General features: G+C 61.4%; 24 protein-coding genes. 13 read left to right on the forward strand and 11 right to left on the reverse strand.

Annotated elements, in window-relative coordinates; all coding sequences use genetic code 11:
* Positions 1–17 precede the first annotated feature (17 nt).
* Together CHR90_RS10590 and CHR90_RS10595 are read left to right on the forward strand one after the other, a co-directional pair.
* Entirely contained in the window at positions 18–899 is an 882-nt protein-coding gene (locus CHR90_RS10590) for an SDR family oxidoreductase (RefSeq protein WP_094408960.1), read from the forward strand.
* Between the two features lie 48 nt (positions 900–947).
* Positions 948–1,532 carry a hypothetical protein gene (locus CHR90_RS10595; protein ID WP_141210925.1) on the forward strand — a complete coding sequence of 195 codons (585 nt, stop codon included), beginning with the start codon at positions 948–950 and terminating at the stop codon, positions 1,530–1,532.
* Between the two features lie 5 nt (positions 1,533–1,537).
* Here CHR90_RS10595 and CHR90_RS10600 read toward each other — a convergent pair whose 3' ends face one another.
* From CHR90_RS10600 to CHR90_RS10630, 7 genes are all read right to left on the reverse strand, one after another.
* Entirely contained in the window at positions 1,538–2,020 is a 483-nt protein-coding gene (locus tag CHR90_RS10600) for a thermonuclease family protein (RefSeq protein ID WP_141210926.1), read from the reverse strand.
* Positions 1,999–2,454: a peptidoglycan-binding domain-containing protein gene (locus tag CHR90_RS10605; protein WP_094408963.1), complete on the reverse strand. Its 456-nt coding sequence runs from the start codon at positions 2,452–2,454 to the stop codon at positions 1,999–2,001. Before CHR90_RS10605 ends, CHR90_RS10600 begins: the two co-directional genes overlap by 22 nt.
* A gap of 75 nt (positions 2,455–2,529) precedes the next feature.
* On the reverse strand, positions 2,530–3,099 hold the full coding sequence (gene recO, locus CHR90_RS10610) for a DNA repair protein RecO (protein ID WP_094408964.1): 570 nt from the start codon (positions 3,097–3,099) through the stop codon (positions 2,530–2,532).
* 10 nt (positions 3,100–3,109) lie between these two features.
* A complete protein-coding gene (gene era / locus CHR90_RS10615; protein ID WP_094408965.1) occupies positions 3,110–4,048 on the reverse strand; it encodes a GTPase Era in 939 nt (312 codons plus the stop codon).
* Complete coding sequence (gene rnc / locus CHR90_RS10620) at positions 4,045–4,743, reverse strand: ribonuclease III (RefSeq protein ID WP_094408966.1); 699 nt, start codon at positions 4,741–4,743, stop codon at positions 4,045–4,047. The genes era and rnc overlap by 4 nt, the downstream gene beginning before the upstream one ends.
* Positions 4,744–4,749: 6 nt before the next feature.
* On the reverse strand, positions 4,750–5,493 hold the full coding sequence (gene lepB, locus CHR90_RS10625; protein ID WP_229671448.1) for a signal peptidase I: 744 nt from the start codon (positions 5,491–5,493) through the stop codon (positions 4,750–4,752).
* Between the two features lie 40 nt (positions 5,494–5,533).
* Positions 5,534–6,427: a DMT family transporter gene (locus CHR90_RS10630; RefSeq protein WP_094408968.1), complete on the reverse strand. Its 894-nt coding sequence runs from the start codon at positions 6,425–6,427 to the stop codon at positions 5,534–5,536.
* A 226-nt stretch (positions 6,428–6,653) separates the two neighbouring features.
* On the opposite strand from CHR90_RS10630, the gene hisN reads away from it, so the two are divergent.
* On the forward strand, positions 6,654–7,436 hold the full coding sequence (gene hisN / locus CHR90_RS10635) for a histidinol-phosphatase (protein WP_094408969.1): 783 nt from the start codon (positions 6,654–6,656) through the stop codon (positions 7,434–7,436).
* On the opposite strand, the gene gcvA is transcribed toward hisN, so the two are convergent.
* On the reverse strand, positions 7,433–8,311 hold the full coding sequence (gene gcvA / locus CHR90_RS10640) for a transcriptional regulator GcvA (protein WP_094408970.1): 879 nt from the start codon (positions 8,309–8,311) through the stop codon (positions 7,433–7,435). The two genes, hisN and gcvA, sit on opposite strands and share 4 nt — an antisense overlap.
* A 114-nt stretch (positions 8,312–8,425) precedes the next feature.
* On the opposite strand from gcvA, the gene CHR90_RS10645 reads away from it, so the two are divergent.
* Positions 8,426–9,028 carry a LysE family translocator gene (locus tag CHR90_RS10645; protein ID WP_094408971.1) on the forward strand — a complete coding sequence of 201 codons (603 nt, stop codon included), beginning with the start codon at positions 8,426–8,428 and terminating at the stop codon, positions 9,026–9,028.
* Here the strand turns inward: CHR90_RS10645 and CHR90_RS10650 are convergent, their stop codons facing one another.
* Positions 9,029–10,657, reverse strand: coding sequence for a 3-(methylthio)propionyl-CoA ligase (locus CHR90_RS10650; protein WP_094408972.1), 1,629 nt, complete (start codon positions 10,655–10,657; stop codon positions 9,029–9,031).
* A 48-nt stretch (positions 10,658–10,705) separates the two neighbouring features.
* A complete protein-coding gene (locus CHR90_RS10655; RefSeq protein WP_094408973.1) occupies positions 10,706–11,668 on the reverse strand; it encodes a hypothetical protein in 963 nt (320 codons plus the stop codon).
* Positions 11,669–11,872: 204 nt separating this feature from the next.
* Between CHR90_RS10655 and CHR90_RS10660 the strand changes: the two genes are divergently transcribed.
* The 9 genes from CHR90_RS10660 (at position 11,873) to CHR90_RS10700 (ending at position 19,183) form a co-directional block, all read left to right on the forward strand.
* Positions 11,873–12,697: an MBL fold metallo-hydrolase gene (locus tag CHR90_RS10660; protein ID WP_094408974.1), complete on the forward strand. Its 825-nt coding sequence runs from the start codon at positions 11,873–11,875 to the stop codon at positions 12,695–12,697.
* Positions 12,697–13,014 carry a hypothetical protein gene (locus tag CHR90_RS10665; protein WP_094408975.1) on the forward strand — a complete coding sequence of 106 codons (318 nt, stop codon included), beginning with the start codon at positions 12,697–12,699 and terminating at the stop codon, positions 13,012–13,014. The genes CHR90_RS10660 and CHR90_RS10665 overlap by 1 nt, the downstream gene beginning before the upstream one ends.
* Before the next feature lie 45 nt (positions 13,015–13,059).
* Entirely contained in the window at positions 13,060–13,260 is a 201-nt protein-coding gene (locus CHR90_RS10670; RefSeq protein ID WP_094408976.1) for a YdcH family protein, read from the forward strand.
* A 39-nt stretch (positions 13,261–13,299) separates the two neighbouring features.
* A complete protein-coding gene (locus CHR90_RS19935) occupies positions 13,300–13,503 on the forward strand; it encodes a DUF2842 domain-containing protein (RefSeq protein WP_094408977.1) in 204 nt (67 codons plus the stop codon).
* Between the two features lie 215 nt (positions 13,504–13,718).
* The gene (locus CHR90_RS10680) at positions 13,719–15,311 is read left to right on the forward strand and encodes a peptide ABC transporter substrate-binding protein (RefSeq protein ID WP_229671447.1); all 1,593 of its coding nucleotides are present in this window, start codon (positions 13,719–13,721) and stop codon (positions 15,309–15,311) included.
* A gap of 93 nt (positions 15,312–15,404) precedes the next feature.
* Entirely contained in the window at positions 15,405–16,322 is a 918-nt protein-coding gene (locus CHR90_RS10685) for an ABC transporter permease subunit (RefSeq protein WP_094408979.1), read from the forward strand.
* The gene (locus CHR90_RS10690; protein WP_094408980.1) at positions 16,319–17,200 is read left to right on the forward strand and encodes an ABC transporter permease subunit; all 882 of its coding nucleotides are present in this window, start codon (positions 16,319–16,321) and stop codon (positions 17,198–17,200) included. The genes CHR90_RS10685 and CHR90_RS10690 overlap by 4 nt, the downstream gene beginning before the upstream one ends.
* 1 nt (position 17,201) lies before the next feature.
* Positions 17,202–18,179: an ABC transporter ATP-binding protein gene (locus CHR90_RS10695; RefSeq protein WP_094408981.1), complete on the forward strand. Its 978-nt coding sequence runs from the start codon at positions 17,202–17,204 to the stop codon at positions 18,177–18,179.
* Entirely contained in the window at positions 18,176–19,183 is a 1,008-nt protein-coding gene (locus CHR90_RS10700; protein WP_094408982.1) for an ABC transporter ATP-binding protein, read from the forward strand. The genes CHR90_RS10695 and CHR90_RS10700 overlap by 4 nt, the downstream gene beginning before the upstream one ends.
* 179 nt (positions 19,184–19,362) lie before the next feature.
* Here CHR90_RS10700 and CHR90_RS10705 read toward each other — a convergent pair whose 3' ends face one another.
* Entirely contained in the window at positions 19,363–20,844 is a 1,482-nt protein-coding gene (locus CHR90_RS10705) for a DEAD/DEAH box helicase (RefSeq protein WP_094408983.1), read from the reverse strand.
* Positions 20,845–20,967 lie beyond the last annotated feature (123 nt).

Genomic DNA, 20,967 nt, shown 5'->3' on the forward strand with positions numbered 1-20,967 from the left:
CAGCCTATATAGGCCTCATGACCGAGGCTCAAGATGCTTTGCCCCCGCTTTTCTGTTTTGGCTACGGCTTTTCTGCCCAGGCTGCCGCGCGTTTATGGCAAAGCCGGGGGGGCCGGGTCATCGGTACAACGCGCGACGCCAGCAAGCTGAAGGCGATGCGGGCGGAGAATATCGAAGCCCTGTTGTTCGATACGGTGCCCGCCGATAGCCTGCTAACGGCTGGGGCCATACTCTCCTCTGTCGCGCCGTTGGACGATGGCAGCGACCCGGTGCTGGCGCGTTATGGCAGCGTGCTGGCCGCGAGTGCGGCGCGCTGGATCGGCTATCTCTCCACCACCGGCGTCTATGGCGAGGCGGAGGGCGGTTGGATCGATGAAACCGCCCCGCGCGCGCCAACGACCGACCGGGGCCGCCGCCGCGTGCAGGCAGAAGATAGTTGGCTGGCCCTGCACCACGACCACGGGCTGCCGGTACACCTGTTCCGCCTTAGCGGCATTTATGGGCCGGGCCGCTCGGCCCTACAAACCGTGCTGTCAGGCCGGGCGCAACGGATCGACAAACCTGGGCAAGTGTTTAATCGCATCCATGTCGAGGATATTGCGACAACCCTTTGGGTTTCTTGGGAAAAACCCAATCCGGGGTGCGCCTATAATCTCGCAGACGATGAACCCGCCCCGCCGCAGGATGTGATCGCTTTCGCCTGTGACCTTGCTGGGGTGCCCCTACCGCCGCTAGTGCCCTTTGAAGCGGCGCAACTCTCGCCGATGGCGCGCAGCTTCTATGCGGAAAACAAGCGTTTAAAAAACGCGAAAATTAAGGCGGAATTAGGCGTTAGCCTGCGCTTCCCCACCTACCGCGAGGGGCTGACGGCGGAATGGCAGACCCGCGCCAAAGGTTGAGCAGTTTCGCTTGCAGCCGGGCCGCTGGATGGCCATATGGGTACCATCATGATAAGCAAGAAGAAACTGATCCCGGCCCTCGCCGCAGCACTTCTGCTGCTGCCGAGTTGTGCCCCCTCGGGCATGTCGCGCGTCAGTCAGACCGATATTAGCAGCGCCTATACCCGCACCGATCTGTCGGTCGCGGCGGCCCGTGGTCCCGTGCCGGTGATTTTCAGCGGAACCATTCCTGCCACCGATCAAAGCAAGGCAGAAGCGGCACTGCTGGCCGCCCTACCGCGCTATTATGTTGCGGGTCTCACCTGGCGCCCCGCTACGGCCAACGACGCTGGCACCCGGCTGGTTTTCGCCTTCGGGGCCGAACCGATTTTCCCGCCGGACCGCCTGTGCGGCCTGGCGCCGCGCCTCACCCTGACGCCCCCCTCGGCCAGCACGCCAATCCAGGTGGCAGCCGCCTATTGCCGGGGACCGTCGGCCCTCTCCTCGACCGTTGGCGATGTGATCGATCCAGCGGGTATAACAGGGGAGCGCGCTGCCAACCTGATCAGCGGCATGGCCAATGCGCTGTTGCCGCTGCATACCCCGGGCGACGATGATTTTCGCCGCCCGCTGTTCCTGCGCACGGGCAGCTAAGCTTTTTAGCCCTTTTTTGTGGCTTTCTTCGGGACTGATCCGCACGACGCAGGCACAGGCACCCGTTCGGCCATTTTGAACCCCGCCGCCTCCGCCCGCTGCTGCTGCACCTGATAGCGGCCTTTGCTGCGGGCGGGGCAATCAATGGCCATTCCCGCCTCCACCAACAAGGCTGAAACGTCTAGCCCCTCGATCTCGCAGACGCCGGGGCGGGCGTTCTCCTGCTTCTCAGCAGTCGGATCAAAGTGGCAATAGACCCGGCGCGCCGCGATGCGGCGGTGCAACCAGCCGCGCGCTTCAATTTCGACTGGGCTGCCGAGCGGTGCCGTCGCGATCCCATGCAGGCGGATCGTCTCCACCCCAATCCGCACGGTCGCCGCGCCGACAATTTCGGGGAAGCCTTCTACCGTCTCCGGCGAAACGGCCGCCGGGGCACAGCCTGCCATCAGTGCGAGCGCCAGCGCCACTAGGATTGCAGGCGTTGCCATTGGTCCGCCGTCACTTTGCCAGTAGCCGGTGCCCCGACCGAGGATTGCCAGGCTTCCACTGCCCGCCGCGTCTTGCTGCCCATCTTGCCATCCAGCGGCCCGGGATCAAAACCACGCGCCTTCAAGGCCGACTGCAATTGACGGACCGAAGGGACCACCGCAACCGTCTGGCCGCCGCCGCCCGGCATCGCCCCGGGGGTATTGATCAGCGACATGGCAGGGGTTCCCGCGCATTTCGCCGCTAGGATTGAACAGTTCCAGAAATACCCCGGCGGTTTGCCGGTCATCGTCCCGCCCGCCGAATATTCGCAGGTACAGGTGGTTTCCGCCTGACAGGCGCGGGCGCCGAGCGTGCTGGGACTACAGGTCTGCGCCTGCGCCGTGCCCGCCGCCAGCCCCAAAACGACGCCAGCCAACAATTGGGTGAACCGCATAAAAGCCTCCCCCGAAGAGCAATCTCGCGGCGAGTGTAGCGCGGTGTATCACAGGCTTGGAGAGGCAGTGTTTGCCTAGCGCAAGCGCGGCTGCAAGGCGCTGATCAGCAGCGTGCGCGCCACCGGTAGCGGTTTGCCGAGGCTTTTGGCGGCCTCGGTCAGCGCCGGGCCGATGCGATTGAGCCGGTCAAGCCCTTCGCCGAAGTCCCCGCCGGGATGCAGGCCGGTTTCGCGCAGCAGACACTCTTCAAGCCGCCCATAATGTTCCAGCCATTCATTGCCGCCCAGCCCGTCGATGAACAGTAGCGCCGCTTCATAAACCTCCGGCACGGGCATGCGTTCGGGCAGCAGACCATCGAGCAAGGCCGTCGCGGCGGAAATCGCCAGCAGTTTCGGCGGCGCGCCGAAATGGCGCAAGGCCGGGGCTTCGGCAGGCTCCAGCGCCCAATAGCCAAGACCGCCCTCGCTGCGGCTATTCCATCCGGCAATCACCCGGGTTCCCGGCTGGCGCCAAGGTGCCTTCGCCCCCGACCCGCGATGAAAACCGAGGTGCCGCCCATATCCATCGGTCAGCACGCTCAGCACGACGCCGGACTCGCCCTGGGGCCGGAGCGATAGGATAATCCCCTCATCGCGCCAGCGCATCGCCCGGGCCTCAGGCTTTGAAGTTCAGGCCGATGGCAGAATAGATCGACCGGTCTTCGGTCCAATTTTCCCGCACTTTCACGTGCAGGAACAGATGCACCGTGCGCTCGAAATGCTTCATCATCTCGCGCCGGGCAGCTTGGCCGATGGCTTTGATCTTCTGTCCATTGGCGCCGATGACGATCATTTTCTGGCCGGGCCGCTCCAGCGTGATCGTCTGTTCGATGCGCACTGACCCATCGGGGCGTTCCTGCCACTGATCGGTCTGCACCACCAACGCGTAAGGCAGCTCGTCCTGCAATTGCAGGAACAATTGTTCGCGCGTCAGCTCCGCCGCGATCAGGCGCAGCGACGTATCGGCAAGCTGATCTTCGGGATAATGCCACGGCCCGGCGGGCACGCGCTTGGCCAAGTCTTGCAACAGATCCTTAACGCCCGACCCCGACAGGGCCGAGACCATGAAGGTCGCGGCAAAATGCACCCGCTCGTTAATCATTTTTGCGAGGTCGAGCAGTTTCGGGCGCTCAACCAGATCGACCTTGTTCAGCACCAGCAGCAGCGGCGCCTTGGCTTTCGACAGTCCCTCGAGGATCGCTTCCTGTTCGGCGTTGAGGCCCTTGCGCGCGTCGATGAGATAAAGGATCGCATCGACATCCTGCGTGCTATCCCACGCCGCCGAGATCATCGACCGTTCCAGCCGCCGCTTGGCGCCGGAGAAAATGCCCGGCGTATCGACCAGCACGATCTGCGCCTCGCCCGACATGGCAATCCCCAGGGTGCGGGCGCGCGTAGTTTGCGCTTTCGGCGTGACGATGGAGATTTTAGCGCCGACCAGAGCATTCAGTAGCGTCGATTTCCCGGCGTTCGGCGACCCGACGAGCGAGACGAACCCGCAGCGGGCATTTTCGGGGCCGGTATCCCCGGTGGTCAGCGGCGGCACATCGGTCATTTCGAAACTTTACTCAGCATGGCCGCGGCGGCTCCTTGTTCGGCAACTTTCTTCGACGGTCCGCGCCCGGTGGCCGTGCCGTGGCCTTCAATGCGCACAGCAACGTCGAAGACGGGGGCATGGGGCGGCCCATCCTGGGCGACAACATCATAGGCGGGCAACGGCAAACCGCGCCCCAGCGCCCATTCCTGAAGTTTGGTTTTATTATCGGTCGGCGGCGCCGACCGAACGGTCAGCAAATCCTGCCAGAAATGTTGAATGAACCCGCGCGCCGCCGGAAGCCCGCCGTCAAGATAGAGCGCGGCAATCACCGCCTCCATCGCATCGGCGAGAATATTGGCGTTCAGCCGATGGTTATCTTTCTGATCGTTCTTAGCGAAAACGATATAATCGCCCAAGCTCAGTTTCTTGGCGATGTCCGCCAGCGCGTCGCGCTTAACCAGATGGGCGAGGCGACGGGCGAGATCGCCTTCCGCCTCGTTGCGGGCATGGAACAGGGTTTCGGCGATGATCAGGCCGAGCACCCGGTCGCCCAAGAACTCCAGCCGCTCATTCCCCCGGTCATTGCGGCCGACCGCCGAGGCGTGAATCAGCGCCTGCGCCAAAAACTCCGGGTTCTGAAAACGATAGCCAATCGCCTCCATCAGCCGCGTTTGCGGCAGATTGGGGGCGGTCATCCGGGCGCGGGACGTCATGAAGGCTTAGTCCATCCCCTGCCCGATGCGACCGAAGCGCAGGGTCCACGGCAGTTCCCAGAAGCGGAACAGCGACCCATCGACCGACAGCCAAATGATCTGCGCCTTGCCGACGAGATTTTCGACCGGGACATAGCCGACCGACGCGCGACTATCTTCCGACCCGTCGCGATTGTCGCCCATCATAAAGAGATGACCCGCCGGAACTTCGAAAACGCGGGTATTATCCATCGGACCATTGTCCGACTGTTCGATGATGATGTGCTTCGTCCCGGTGCCCGGCAGGGTTTCTTCGTACCGGCGGGTGCGGACGGTATAGCCGGATTCGGTGCGGTAGACGTAATCATCGAGATAGCGGCGCTCGACCACCTTATCGTTGATATACAGCCGCCCTTCGCGCATCTGAATCTTATCGCCGGGCAAGCCGATCACACGCTTGATATAATCGGTCTTATTGTCCTGCGGCGTCTTGAAGACGGCAACATCGCCACGCGCGGGCAGCGTGTCGGACGTGCGGCCGGAGAAAATCGGCGGGCTAAGCGGGAAAGAATGGCGGCTATAGCCATAAGAATATTTGGTGACGAACACATAATCGCCGACCAGCAGCGTTGGGATCATCGAGCCGGACGGGATATTGAACGGTTCCGCCAGAAAGGAGCGAATCCCAAGGGCGATCACCACGGCAATCGTCACCTGACGGATAACATCCCACCAGCCGCCGCTTTTGCTGGCCGCCGAATTCTTGGACACGCCTTGGTTCATCGCTTCTCAATCCACCGTAGGAGTGGCCTTATTTGGCCACCCGGGCTTCGCGATACAAGATATAGAGTCCGCTGGCAATAACGATCGCGCTGCCCGTCACCACCGCTTGGGTCGGCAGAACGCCCAAAACGACCGCCTCGATCCCCACGGCCCATAGCATCGCCGTATAATCGAACGGGCCAACAACCGAAACCGGGGCTAACGTAAAAGCCCGCGTCATCAAAACCTGCGCGACCCCGCCAATGAGCCCAACGCCGACCATCACGGCGACATCGTGAAAACTGGTCGGCCAAATTCCGATAAACGGCAGGGACGCCGCGCCAAGCAGGGTCGTGAAGCTGGTAAAATAGAAAACCGTTACCACCGACGGCTCGCTATTGCCGATCCGCCGGATCAAGACGCTGACGATCGCATAGGTAAAAGCGCCAATAACGGGCAGCAGCGACCAGAGCGTAAAACTATCGCCGCCCGGCTGGACGATATAGAGCACCCCGGCAAAGCCTGCAGAAACGGCCAACCAATGGACAAGCCGCACCTTATCCCCGCCCAAAACCCCTGATAGCGCCGTCATAAAGAGCGGTGCGGAAAAGCCGAGCGCGACGACGCCCGAGACCGGCAAATATTTGTAGGCGGTGAAGAAGCAGATCATCGAAATCGTGCCAAACAGGCAGCGCAGCACATGCAGCTTCGGGTTACGGGTGCGCAGAATGCGGAACCCCCCAGCGCGCTGCAAAATCCATAAAACCGGGATCAGGGCAAAAAGACTGCGGGCAAACAGAATCTGAAACGTGTGATAGCCCGAGGTCGCCATCACTTTGATCAGAAAATCCATAATGGTGAACAGCCCCGCCGCCCCGCACATGCAGGCAATGCCGGTTAATACCGCCTCGCGCGACGATTGCGCCGAAAGCGCCTGGGTCATACCGCACCATTCCGTGTGAAAGAGGAGGAGAGCAAAAGTGCCGCAGGGGGTGCCCTAGGCGCCGATTTTCTGCTTTTTCCCAACCATGATGCGTGTATCGTGCGCTGCGATTGGTTGCAGCGTCAATCATCAAAAGCCGCTTGTTGATGCAGGGATTGCACATCTGATGAGCAGGCTTGCGGGATCGACGTTCTTGTTTTATTCTAAGCATCGTTCCGAGGATTCCATGTCCCTGCCCGCCGTTCTACCCGCCTGGCTTGAAACCGCTGTTGCGTTGGCCGATGCTGCCCGCCCGATTGCCAACCATTATTTCCGCTCGCGCCTGTCGGTGAACAGCAAGGCCGATCAATCGCCGGTCACCATTGCCGACCAGCAGATCGAAGCGGTAATGCGGGAGATTCTGGCCAAAGCCCACCCGGATCACGGTATTCTGGGGGAAGAACATGGGCCGGACCGCACCGATGCCGATTTCGTCTGGGTGCTCGATCCCATCGACGGTACCCGCGCATTCATCTGCGGGGTGCCGACCTTCGGAACGCTGATCGCGCTGTGCTATCGGGGGCAGCCGATCCTCGGGGTCGTCGATCACCCGGCCCTCGGCGAACGCTGGGTCGGCGGCACGGGTCTGCCGACCACCTGGAACGGCGAACCGTGCCAGACCCGCGCCTGCACGCGCTTGGCCGACGCCTATCTGTTCGCGACCAGCCCGGATATGTTCAAGGGCGCCGACGCCGATAGCTTCACCCGGCTCACCAGCCGCGCCAAGGAACGCCGCTACGGTCTCGATTGCTTTGCCGCCGGGTTGATCGCGGGCGGCCATATCGATGCGATGGTCGAAACCTCGCTGCAACCCTATGATTACTGTGCCCTGGCGCCGGTGATCGAGCAGGCGGGCGGCAAGATCAGCGATTGGACCGGAAAGCCGCTGACCATCCATAGCGATGGCCGCATCGCCGTCGCCGCCACCGCCGCGCTGCACGGGGAAATCCTGGCGGCACTGGCTGGTTAAGACCCGAAACTGCTGCGCGCCTCGGCAAGGAGCCAGTCCCGAAACAGCGGGGCGCTCGGGTGCTCGCGGGCGCGCGCCTTCCACACCAACCAATAGCTATAGTCGCTTGGCAGATCGGGGATGAAGGGCGTCACCAGCCGCCCGTCGGCCAGCGCATCGGCAGCAAGACTGCGGCGAACCAGGGCGACGCAGCCGCCCTGCACTGCGTCTTGGATCACCAAGGCCGCATCGTCATAGACCGTGGGCGACAGGCTCGGTATCGTCTGCCCAGCCACCGCGAACCAGCGGCGCCAATTCTGCTTTGGGGTGTCGGACACCAGCCGAACCCGCGTAAGGTCGGCGGGCGTCTGAAGCGTGGCCGCAACAGCGGGCGTGCAAGCCGGAACTAGGCTTTCGCCCCCCAACCGAACTGCCTCGGCCCCCGGCCAGCCCCCAAGGCCGGAGCGCAGGGCGAGATCGAAGCGGTCGTCGGTAAAATCCCACAAGGCCACCGCCGAGGTCACGCGCACATCGACCCCCGGCACCGCTGCATAGAAGCGCGGCAGGCGCGGCAGCAACCAGCAGGCTGCCAGCGACGGCAGCACGGTGAGATGCAGCGGGCCTGCCTCTGGGGCGCGGACCTCGGCCGTCGCCGCGCCGATCAGATCCAGCGCGTCGGCGATCCGGTCCCGGTAGCGCCGCCCCGCCGCCGTTAGGGTTAACGCATGGCCCCGCCGTTCGAAGAGAGGGGCACCGAGCGCGGTTTCGAGCTGGCGAACCTGATGGCTGATCGCCGCCTGGGTTACATGAAGCTCCTGGGCCGCAAGCGTAAAATTCAAATGCCGCGCCCCGGCCTCGAAGGCCCGCAAAGCGCCCATCGGCGGCAAGCGGCGCATGGATCTTCCCCTAATATTCCTTATCGAGAGACTTAAAATAACCCGTTTTGCGAAACGGCGGAACCGGCCTTTAGTGGGGCTATCCCCGCCCCTTTTTACGAATGGATGATCCCCATGCTTGGCCTTGAAACCGCCGCCCTGCTGACCGGTTATGCCGCGCCGCTGATCGTCAGCCCCGGCCCCGGCAATACATTATTGACCAGCGCCGGGGCACGTTTAGGGGTTTCCGGCGCGGCGCGCTTCTGGATCGGCTTTGAGATCGGCAATCTGCTGCTCTGTCTACTGTACGGCCTAGGCTTCGGTACGCTGTTACACGGCGCCCCCGGCGTCCACCTAGCCCTAAAATGGGCCGGAACCGCCTATTTGCTGTATCTCGCTTGGGGGTTCGCCCGGGCGGCCTTGGCCCGAGATGCGATGGCGGAGGCGACCGCCATTCCGTTCACGCTGACGCGCGGCATCGCCAGCGTTCTGATCAACCCGAAAATCCATTCGATGATCGCGGTCATGATGGCGCAATTCCTCGATCCGCAGGCACCGTTGGTCGGCCAGACCGTGCTGATCGGGCTACTGTTCACCGCCATCAGCATCCCCTGCCACTTTCTATGGCTCTTCGCGGGGCAAGCGATCCTGCGGCGCTTTACCTCGCGCCGGGCGAGGATCGTGCAGAATGGCGCTTTCGCCCTCTGCATGATCCTCGTGGCGATTGGTCTTCAGTAATCAGGCCGTCGCCGCCGCGAAATAATGCTGGGCGAAGTCTTCGCGCAGTTTCGTCTTCAGCAGCTTGCCCGTCGCCGTATGCGGCAGTTCGGTCACGAAGACCACATCGTCCGGCAGCCACCATTTGGCGATCTTACCGTCGAAGGCGGCCAGCACCTCGTCCCGCGTCAGGCTGCTGTCGGGCTTGCGGACACAGATCAGCAAGGGCCGCTCGTCCCATTTCGGGTGCTTAAGCCCAACGGCAGCGGCCTCGGCGATCCCCGGTAGGCTGGCGGCGATATTCTCAAGCTCGATGGTGCTGATCCATTCGCCGCCCGATTTGATCACATCCTTGCTGCGATCAACGATCTGCATGCGGCCATCAGGATCGATGGTGGCGACATCGCCGGTCATAAACCAGCCATCGCGGAAAGCCGGATCGGCCTCCACCCCAAAATAGCCGCTGGCGATCCAATGGCCCTGAATCCACAAATCGCCGAAGGCTTTGCCATCGTGCGGCAGCGATTCGCCATCGGCACCGGTGATGCGCAGATCGACGCCGGAGACGACGCGCCCCTGCTTCACCTGCCGCGCCACTCTCTCCTGCGGCGGCAGGGCCTGTTCCTCGGGCGTGAGATTATTGGCAGTGCCGAGCGGGCTGGTCTCGGTCATGCCCCAAGCGTGCAGAACATAGGTGCCGAGATCGGCAAACTCCTGAATCATGCCAGCCGGGCAGGCCGCGCCGCCGATCACCACCCGGTCAACCCCATCCAGCCGCTGACCGCTGGCCTTGAGATGATCGAGCAGCATGCGCCAAATGGTCGGAACCCCAGCCATCAGCGTTACGTTTTCGGCGGCAATCAGTTCGGCCATCAGCGGCCCGGCGAGACCCGGCCCCGGCAGCACCAGCTTCGCGCCGATCAGCGGCGCCATATACGGCACGCCCCAGGCATTGACGTGGAACATCGGCACGGCGGGCAAAATCACCGACGACCGCGACACGTTGAACACATCCGGCATGGCAATCGCATAAGAATGCAGCAGGCTGGAGCGATGGGTATAGAGCACACCCTTGGGATTGCCCGTGGTGCCGGAAGTATAGCAGAGGCTGGAGGCCGTGGTTTCCGGGAACTCCAGCCAATCGAAGATGCTCGGCTGCCCGGCGATCCACTCGTCATAGCAAATCGCGTTTGGCAGGCTGGTCTCCGGCATATGGGCGCGGTCGGTTAGGATCACATAGGCTTCGATCTTTGGGCAATGGGCCGCCAGTTTTTCCATCAGCGGCACGAAGGTCAGATCAAGGCAGAGAATGCGGTCCTGGGCATGATTGATGATATAGGCGATCTGATCGGGAAACAGACGCGGATTGATCGTGTGGCAGACGGCGCCGATCCCGGAGATGCCGAAATAAAGTTCGAGATGCCGGTAGGTGTTCCACGCCAGCGTTCCGACCCGGTCGCCGAGCTTGAGACCGCAGCCGGTCAGCGCATGGGCCAATTGCCCAACCCGGGCGTAAGCGTCGGCATAGGTATATCGGTGAATATCGCCTTCGCACCGACGGCTTACGATTTCCTGCTGGCCGTTCCACCGCGCCGCATGCGCCATCAGCGGCGCGATTAGCAGCGGGCGGTTCATCATGGCTCCCAGCATTTGTTGCCTCCCCCTTACGTTATAGTTAGGGGAAGTTTACGCGAAATTCTAAACCGCGACCACCCGTTCCTCCGCCTCATCCCAGCGAAACTGCGGCGGGGTTTCCAGCAGGCATCCGCCCACCCAGCGGGGCCGACTACCGAACTGCAAAGCATCCATTTGGCCCATCACGACCGCCCCACCCCGGGCGGTGAGACGGTGGCGCCCATCCGACTGTTCCAGCAGACTAATGGGGGGACGGCAGAGATCGCGCAGGACGGGAAAAAACATCATATCGCCCAGCCAAGCGGCATCTTCCTGGGCGCAGACCGAGGCGAAAATCGCCCGCTCCGTCTCAGCTCCATTCACAACCGCGCGCAAGGCAAGGCGTTCGGTCTGGCTCAGCCCGTCGCGCAAACCAGGTAAATTGGCTAGATGACGGCGAATGGCCGCCGATAAATGCGGCAGCGCAACCCCTTCCGGCTTACGGTCGGGATCCTCGAGAATGATCGCCAAAGCCTCCAGCGGGCGTGGATCGGGCGCGCACCACAGTTCCCACAGATAGCTTGCCAGTTTGAGTTCCGGCACCGTCACCCGGCGGCGAGCGGCGAATAGATGCGCCAGCGCATCCGGCGACTGATGCCCCAGAAAATCATCGGCCTGCACCAACGATAAGGCCCGGTGCGGATGATCGGCGAACCAGGCGAGCAGCCGCATCAGGATCGATTGGTCAAAGAGATCATGCTCCACCCAGATCACCACTTCCGGGTAATCGTCGGCACGGGCAATCGCCTTATCCTGATCGATCAACTGCCCCAGCACGGCGGCCAGAATCTCGCCGTAGCGGTCGGCCAGAAAGCGGGCACGGGTTGCCCGATAGGTTTCTTCGGTCAAACCTTCCGGCGTCGGCCCGTCGCACACTGGATCGACCCAGGCGAGGAAATCGCCGCCGATCCCCGATACCCGCAGGGGTTGCGCTAGATCGGAGCCACAGCGGATATGCAGGACAGGCGCTAACTCTTTGGAATTCATAATCCTATCCAACCTTTAAGCTACAACTCTTCCGGGCTGGTCGGCCTTTAGACCGGCGTGGGGCAGAGGGTAGCACAAAATACCGGCACAAAAAATTAACGCTAATCTCTTTTAATATCGGGTCGATAGCGTAATATCCGGGTTTCAGGGCGTCGGCTATGATGCTATTAAGAAATTGGTTTTCCCGCGAAGAAGCCGGATCGGATGGAACTTAAAGTCACCTTTTGGGGCGTTCGAGGGAGCTTCCCCTGTGCCACACCGCAGCACATGCTGTACGGTGGCAATACGTCCTGCGTCTCGGTGGAGGCAGGTGGCGAGGTTATTATCCTGGATGCAGGCACTGGGCTCTGGCAGCTCGGCAAGTATCTGGTCGCCAATGGGGTCCAGGGGGCGACAATGCTGATGTCGCACACCCATACCGACCATATTATCGGCTTCCCCTTCTTCGCCCCAGCTTGGATCGGCTCGTTCCATCTCGATATTTTCGCGGGGCATCTGCGCGATAATGGCGGCGTTCGGTCGGTTTTCGCCGAACAGATGCGCGACCCGATTTTCCCGGTTTCGCTATCCCATATGGCCGCGAATATGAGTTTCCACGACTTCGAGGCGGGGGACGATCTCGTTGTCGGCAATAGCGTGCATGTAAAGACCGCACGGCTTAATCACCCGAACGGGGCGACCGGCTACCGGATTTCGGCGGGCGGGCGCAGCGTTTGCTATGTCACCGATACCGAACATTACCCGGGGCGCCGCGATCCGAACGTCATGGATCTGGTGCGCGACGCCGATGTGATGATCTACGACTCGACCTATTCCGACGACGAATATGCGCGCGGGCGCGTGGGCTGGGGGCATTCAACCTGGGAAGAAGCGATCCGCATCGGGCAGGATGCCAATGTTGGGCGCGTCTATATCTTCCACCACGATCCCGACAATACCGACGATAAAATGGCCGCCATCGAACGGCAGGCCCGCGCGGTGTGGGACCGGGTAACAATCGCGCGCGAAGGCATGGCGATCGAGCTATAATGCGTCGATACGTCAGCTTACTTTCCCTATTTACCCTCCTGGGCTGCACGGCGGCTCCTGCGTGGGAGAAAGCGGGCATTGGCCCCGAAACGCGGGAAAAGGATCTTGCCGCCTGCCGTCAGGAAATCCGCTATACGAGCGACGAAGCCCGCCGCCGCGATGCCCGAATTGCCGCAGCGCGGGGGGAAATCAGCAGCGGGCGCAGCAGCGCCTATGATAGTCTGCGCGGCGATTTAGATGCATCTACGGAACGACGCCGGGAAAGCAAAGCTTTAGCCGATTGTATGCGGGCCAAGGGCTATACAAACCGGTCCTGAGTCGCTATATTACATTTTTATTGCGCTGCACTGGGTGAGTTCACAATGATGAGCCGCTACGCGCAGGTCGAGGCCCTGCGTATGGTCCATAACCAGCTTGATCTGGAAGTTCAGGAAGAGGCCCAACGCCCGTTCCCGGATGATGGGAAGCTGCGTCGGCTCAAAAGCCAGAAACTCCAGATCAAAGACCGCATTTCCCGGCTTATGGCGCAGCGCGGTCTGGCGATGCGGGCGGTTTTGCGCTAGAACCGCCCCCGGTTCGAACCAGCAAAGGCCGCCGCTGTCATGCCCGCTTCCCTCCGCCGTCTTCTTGGGGCCTTGGGCATCCTTATCTTTCTATTCCTATATGTCGTCGCGGTCGTGAACCTGCGATTTTTGCTGCCGCACAGCCTTTGGCTTGATCTGATTTACTATCTGATTTTCGGCATTCTATGGGTTTGGCCCGCTTTGCGAATCGCCAAATGGAGTCATCGCACCACTCAGCTCTAATATTTCTAAATTATTGCTTCCGCATCTGCAAATATCATAAAATTCCGCCTATATTTTCATCTCACAGCTTATTGCGCGCGTAACGAAAAGCTGCTTATTGTCGTGCTGCGTGCAGTGAAATCCTAAGGGATTCCTGCTGCTCAATGGCCCCGTCCTGGCGATAAGACCGATAATAGCCGGGGCCTTTTCGTTCACACCTCTGGGGGATGTTTTATATGGTTAAGTTCCGTTCGCTCGCCTTGGCCCTTGGTCTGTCCACGGCGTTGGTTTCCGGTTTTGCCCAAGCGCAGATGACGTTGCGCGTCGCCAATATGGGCGAGCCGGATACGCTGGATCCGCAGAACATGTCGGGCACGTGGGAAAACCGCATCGCGGGCGATCTGTTCCTCGGCCTGACGACCGAAGCCGCCGATGGCACGGTTATTCCGGGGACCGCTGAAAGCTGGTCGATCAGTGCTGACGGCACCGTCTATACGTTCAAGCTGCGCGCTGATGCCACTTGGTCCGATGGCACGCCGGTGACGGCCGAAGATTTCGTTTTCGCCTATCGCCGTATCATGGACCCGAAGCGCGCCGCCAAATACGCCTCGCTGCTGTACCCGATCAAGGGGACGGAGGAAGTTAATTCCGGCAAGGAAACCGATTTCACCAAGATCGGCGCCAAGGCCATCGACGCCAAAACGCTGGAAATCACCCTTAAAGAACCGACCCCCTATTTCCTCGAACTTCTGACCCATTACACCTCCTTCCCGCTGCCGAAGCATGTGGTGGAAAAGGCCGGTAATGATTGGGTGAAGCCGGGCACGATGGTGACCAATGGCGCCTATATGCTGTCGGCCTATACGCCGAACGATAAGGTGGAACTGGTCAAGAATCCGAAGTTCTACGACGCCAAAAACGTGAAGATCGAAAAAGTCATCTTCACGGGGAACGAAGACCGCACCGAAATGGAAAAGCGTTTCCGGGCCGGTGAAATGGATCTTGTTACCGATATTAACCCGGCCCGTATCGATACACTGACGCGCGAACTGCCGAACGAACTGAAGATCGCCCCCTACCTCGGGCTTTACTACTATACGTTCAACTCGGCCAACGGCCCGACGAAAGACCCGAAGGTCCGTAAGGCCCTGTCGATGGTCGTCGACCGCGATATCATCACCCAGAAGGTCTCCAAGGCTGGTGAAATCCCCGCCTTCGGGATCGTGCCGCCGGGCATCTCGAACTATGGTCAGGCCTTGAAGACCGATTGGGCCGATAAGCCCAAGGCCGAACGGGTGGCCATGGCCAAGAAGCTGATGGAAGAAGCCGGTTACGGCCCGGGCAAGCCGCTGAAGCTGGAACTCAGCTACAACACGTCCGAAGGTCATAAGAATATTGCTATCGCCGTGCAGAGCATGTGGAAGCAAGAACTGGGCGTCGAAGCGGAACTGGTTAACCGCGACGTGAAAGTCCACTATAACACGCTGCGCGACGGCAACTTCCAAGTCGGTCGTGCGGGTTGGATTGCCGACTATAACGATCCGCAGAACTTCCTATACCTGCTGGAAACCCGTACCGGTTCCAACAACTACGGCAAGTTTTCCAATGCCGATTACGACAAGCTGATGCTGGAAGCCGGCACGACGGTGGACCTGAAGAAGCGCGCCGAAATCATGGCGAAGGCCGAGCGTATTGGGATCGATCAGGATGCCCTGATGCCGATCTACTTCTACGTCTCGAAGAACCTCGTGTCGCAGAAGCTGAAGGGCTTCGTGTCGAACACGAAGGACATTCATCGCAGCCGCTGGATGGAGATTGTCGCCAACTAACGGCGACGCCGACCTCTGGATTGGGAGCGGCTGGACGCTAGGTCCGGCCGCTCTCCAGTTTTAGAGCCGCACTCCTTCGCGGGGGATACCCTTATGAGCCGTTTTGTGTTGAACCGCCTGTTCAGTGCGGTGCCGACCCTTTTTATTGCGATCGCCATCGCCTTTTTTATGATGCGCGTCGCCCCGGGCGGCCCGTTCGACAGCGACCGCCAGCTTGCGCCCGCCATCGAAGCGAATCTGCGCAAAGCCTACCATCTCGACGAACCCCTCTATATGCAGTTTGGCCGCTATCTGGTCGGGCTCGCGCAGGGGGATTTCGGCCCCTCTTTCAAATATCAAGACTTCACGGTCGGTCAGTTGATCATGAAGGGCTTACCGATTTCCCTATCGCTCGCCCTAGGGTCGGTGCTGATCGCGACAACGGCGGGCATCCTCATCGGGATGATCGCCGCGTTCCGGCAAAATTCACGCATTGATCACGTGGCGATGGCTGGGGCAATGGCGGGGATTGCCATTCCGAATTTTGTCATGGCGCCCTTGCTGACCCTGCTGCTCGGCGTCCATCTCGGTTGGCTGCCCGTTGGCGGTTGGGGCAAGCCGGAGCAGGTGATCCTGCCGCTGTTCGCCCTCGCGCTGCCGAAGATTGCCTATGTTGCGCGCCTGACCCGCGCCTCGACCATCGAAGTGCTGCGGTCTAATTTCATCCGCACGGCCCGCTCCAAGGGTCTACCAAACCGGCTGATTCTGGCGCGGCATGCGCTGAAGGCGTCGCTGATGCCGGTCGTCTCCTACCTTGGCCCGGCAACGGCGTCGGCCATCGTCAGCGCGGTGGTGATCGAATCGATCTTCGGTATCCCCGGCATCGGGCGCTATTTCGTGCTGGGAGCGCTGAACCGCGATTATACGCTGGTGATGGGTATGGTCGTGCTGTACGCCGCCCTCATCCTTCTCTTCAATTTGCTTGTGGACCTGCTCTACGGGCTGCTCGATCCGAAGGTGCGGTTCGAATGACCAGCATCACCTCCCCCGAAACCGAAATCGCCGGGCGCAGCCTGTGGCAAGATGCGTGGCGCCGCCTGCGCCGCAATCATGCCGCGCTGGCCGGGCTGTTCATCCTCGGCTTCATCACGATTCTGGCTATCGTTGGGCCGAATCTGTCGCCGCATAATTACGATACGGTCTATTGGGACCAGATGGGCGCCCCGCCGTCGCTTGCGACTTGGCACCTGTTCGGCACCGATGTGAACGGGCGCGATATGTTTGTGCGCACCCTGTACGGCGCCCGCATCTCGCTGCTGGTCGGTATCGTCGCCACCCTGGTCAGCCTCTTGATCGGCGTTACCTATGGCGCCATCGCGGGCTATGTCGGTGGGCGGATCGATAATGTGATGATGCGTGCGGTGGATATTCTCTATTCACTGCCGTTCATGTTCTTCGTCATTCTGCTGTTCGTCTTCTTTGGCCGGAATATCGTACTGATTTTCCTTGCCATCGGCGCCGTCGAATGGCTGGACATGGCCCGCATCGTGCGCGGTCAGACCCTAAGCCTGAAGCGCCGGGAGTTTGTGGAAGCGGCCCGCGCCGTCGGCGTCAGCGATGCCACGATCATCCGGCGCCACATTATCCCCAACGCCCTCGGCCCCGTTATCGTCTATGCGACGCTGACCGTGCCGCGCGTTATCTTGATCGAGAGCTTCCTGTCGTTCCTCGGCCTCGGGGTGCAAGAACCGATGACAAGCTGGGGCGTGCTGATTTCCGAAGGCACGAAGGTGATGGAGGATCAATCCTGGATTCTGATCTTCCCCGCCGTCTTCCTAGCCGCGACGCTGTTTGCGCTCAACTTCATCGGCGACGGGCTGCGCGACGCGCTCGATCCCAAGGATCGTTGATATGAGCAACGCTGTTCTGGAGGTTAAAGACCTCACCACCCGCTTTGCCACGCCCGATGGCGAGGTTTCAGCGGTCAATTCGGTCAGCTTTTCGGTTGGGCCGGGCGAGCGCGTCGGTATTGTCGGCGAGAGCGGTTCGGGCAAATCCCAGACCTTCATGTCGATCATGGGGTTGCTGGCGCTGAACGGGCGGTCCACCGGCTCGGTCAAGCTCAACGGGCGGGAGGTGCTGAACCTGCCGCCAGATGAGTTGAACCGCATCCGGGGCAAGGAAATGGCCATGATCTTCCAAGATCCCATGACCTGCCTGAACCCCTATCTGCGCGTCTCCCGCCAGCTTACCGAAGTTCTGGTGCAGCACCAGGGCCTGTCGGAAGTGGCGGCCCGCGAGAAAGCGCGCGGCATGCTCCAGCGCGTCGGCATCGCCGACGTTGATCGGCGCTTTGATATGTACCCGCACGAATTTTCGGGCGGGATGCGCCAGCGGGTGATGATTGCGATGGCGCTGCTCTGCTCCCCCGATCTGTTGATCGCCGACGAGCCGACGACTGCGCTGGACGTGACCGTGCAGGCGCAAATTCTCGATCTGTTTGTCGATCTTCAGAAAGACAATCAGAAAACCGCCCTGTGCATGATCACCCACGATCTCGGCGTTATCGCCGGTCTCTGCGATCGGGTGATCGTCATGTACGGCGGGCGGATCGTCGAACAGGGGCCGGTGAACGAGATTTTCTACGCGCCGAAGCACCCCTATACGCAAGGGCTGCTGGGGGCGATGCCGAGCTTCGACACGGTGCCGCGCTCGGCCCTGCCGACCATTACCGGCCAGCCGCCCAATCTGCAAAACCTGCCGAAAGGCTGCGCCTTCGCCCCGCGTTGCCCGCAGGCCTTCGACCGCTGCCACACCGACCGTCCGACTTACAAGGATCTCGGCGGGCAGCGCGGCTGCACCTGCTTCCTGACGGAGACTGCGGCATGAGCACCGCTCCCCTGCTGTCCGTGCGCGATTTGCGCGTGGAATTCACCCTGCCCGGCGGCGGCCTGTTCAGCGATCCGCGCAGCCTGAAGGCCGTCGATGGCATCAGCTTCGACCTCCAGCCGGGGGAAACCCTGGGCGTCGTCGGCGAAAGTGGCTGCGGAAAATCCACCCTGGGCCGGGCCGTGCTGCGCCTGATCGAGCCGACGGGCGGCAAGGCCCTGTGGCTCGGGCAGGATATGCAGGCCTTGGGATCGAAAGCCCTGCGCGACGTGCGCAAGGATATGACGATCATTTTCCAAGATCCGCTGGCGGCGCTTGACCCGCGCATGACCGTGGAACAAATCATCGCCGAACCGTTGGTCACCTTCCACAAATCACTCGGCAAGGACGAAATCCGCCGCCGGGTGCGCGAGATCATGAGCCGCGTCGGTCTGTCGCCCCAGCACGTCAACCGCTATCCGCATGAATTCTCGGGCGGGCAGTGCCAGCGTATCGGCATCGCCCGGGCGATGATCCTGCGCCCGAAGCTGGTGGTGTGCGACGAGCCGGTGTCGGCGCTCGACGTGTCGATCCAATCACAGATCATCAATCTTTTGATCGATCTGCAAAAGGAACTCGGCCTGTCGCTGATCTTCATCTCGCACAATCTATCGGTGGTGAAGCATATCAGCCACCGGATCGCGGTTCTGTATTTGGGCCGACTTGTGGAAATGGGGCCAGCGGAGGAGGTGTTCACCGCCCCGCGCCACCCCTATACCCGCGCCCTTATCTCCGCCGTGCCGATGCCGGACCCGGAGAAGGAACGCGCCCGCAAGCGCATCGTGCTGACCGGCGACCTACCCTCGCCGCTCAACCCGCCCAGCGGCTGCACCTTCCGCACCCGCTGCCCAGACGCGCAAGACGCCTGCGCGGGCGACCGCCCGACGGTCGAACCCGTGACGGCGGATCATCAGGTGGCGTGCCGGAGATGGCGGGAGTTGGCGGCGTTTAATCCGCTGGTGTGAGGGTGCAAGGTTAGGGGCTATTCGCCCCTAACAACCCCAAGCTAAGGGCTTAGGCCCTTAGCGATCACCTCTATTCTATTGAGATAAATAAAAAAATCCCGCCTCTACCAGAGAGCGGGATCTCGAAAAGCACCAGCACATCAAGGCAACGCTGGGGGCACGAGGCCCCCAAATGCGTGTCACGCCGCTGGCGGCACCCGCAGCATGAAGGCGGGCACATGGTCGCCGAAGCCTAGAACGGATGGGCCGAGGTCGTCGCGGCGGTCGCGGCGCGGGCGGTCGGTGTCACGGTCGCGGAAGCTCGGTTCCCGCTCCCGGCGCGGACGCTCGAAACGGTCGCGGGACGGGCGTTCGGGCCGTTCCACCGCTTCGGACGGCGCAACATCGCGGCGATGCACAGCGGCCTTGGTGCCGTGGAAGGGTTGCGGCTGACCGCCAGCGTCGGGCTTGCTGGTACCGCGAGCGTCATCGCGCTTCGGGGCACGGCGACGGCGCTTGCGCTCCGCAGCCACTTCTTCGTCGCTGAGCAGTTCGAGCGTCTCGGTCCCCTCCAGCGTCAAGCGCGGGATTGGCTTATTGATGATGCCCTCAATCGCCGCCACGAACTTGGTATCGTCGGGCTTAGCGAAGGTGAAAGCCTTGCCCAGATTGCCCGCGCGCCCGGTGCGACCGATGCGGTGAACATAATCTTCGGCATGGATCGGCACGTCGAAATTAAAGACATGGCTGAGCATAGCCACGTCGATCCCGCGCGCCGCAACGTCGGACGCCACGAGGATTGTCACCTCGCCCGCCTTGAATTTTTCCAGCATCTCCGTCCGGGCGCTCTGGGTCATGTCGCCATGCAGCACCCCAGCGTTGAAACCGTGCTTCTTCAAGGATTTGCCGACAATATCGACATCGCGCTTGCGATTGCAGAAGATGATCGCGTTGCGCACCTCTTCCGACCGCAGCAACTGCCGCAGCGCCGGGCGCTTATCTTCATCTTCAACGACAATCAGCCCCTGTTCCACCGTTTCCGCCGTCGTCGATTGCCGGGCGACGGTGATTTCCTTCGGGTTTTGCAGAAACGCATCGGCCAGCCGTTTAATTTCGGGCGGCATGGTGGCGGAGAAAAACAGCGTCTGGCGCAATGGCGGCAGCAGCGACACGATTTTCTCGACATCCGGGATGAAGCCCATGTCCAGCATACGATCGGCTTCGTCGATCACCAGGATCTTCACATCGTTCAGCAGAATGCGCCCGCGCTCGAAATGATCGAGCAAGCGACCGGGCGTGGCGATCAGCACATCGACGCCGCGGTCCAGCGCCTTTTCCTGATCGCCGAACGCAACGCCGCCGATCAACAGCGCCATACTGAGTTTGCTGTATTTACCGTATTTTTCGAAATTCTCGGAAACTTGTGCGGCAAGTTCGCGCGTCGGCTCTAGGATCAGCGAGCGCGGCATGCGCGCCCGGGCCCGGCCATTGGCCAAGATATCGATCATCGGCAGGGTGAAACCAGCCGTTTTACCGGTCCCGGTCTGGGCGCAGCCCAAAATGTCCCGGCCCATCAAAACCTGCGGGATCGCCTGGGCTTGGATGGGGGTTGGGGTGGTATACCCCGTATCGGTGACAGCCTGGACGACTTCCGGGCTAAGGCCAAGGTCAACAAACGACATGCGGCGGAAATCTGCCTTCGTCAAAGAAACCGAAAAAACGGCGGGGGATTGTCTGAGGCGCATTATCGCTTCCCGCACCGGCAAGTCAAATAAAAGCGCTGGTTTGGGCCGCCTAACAGGCGT

Source organism: Elstera cyanobacteriorum (genome assembly GCF_002251735.1).
GTDB lineage: Bacteria > Pseudomonadota > Alphaproteobacteria > Elsterales > Elsteraceae > Elstera > Elstera cyanobacteriorum.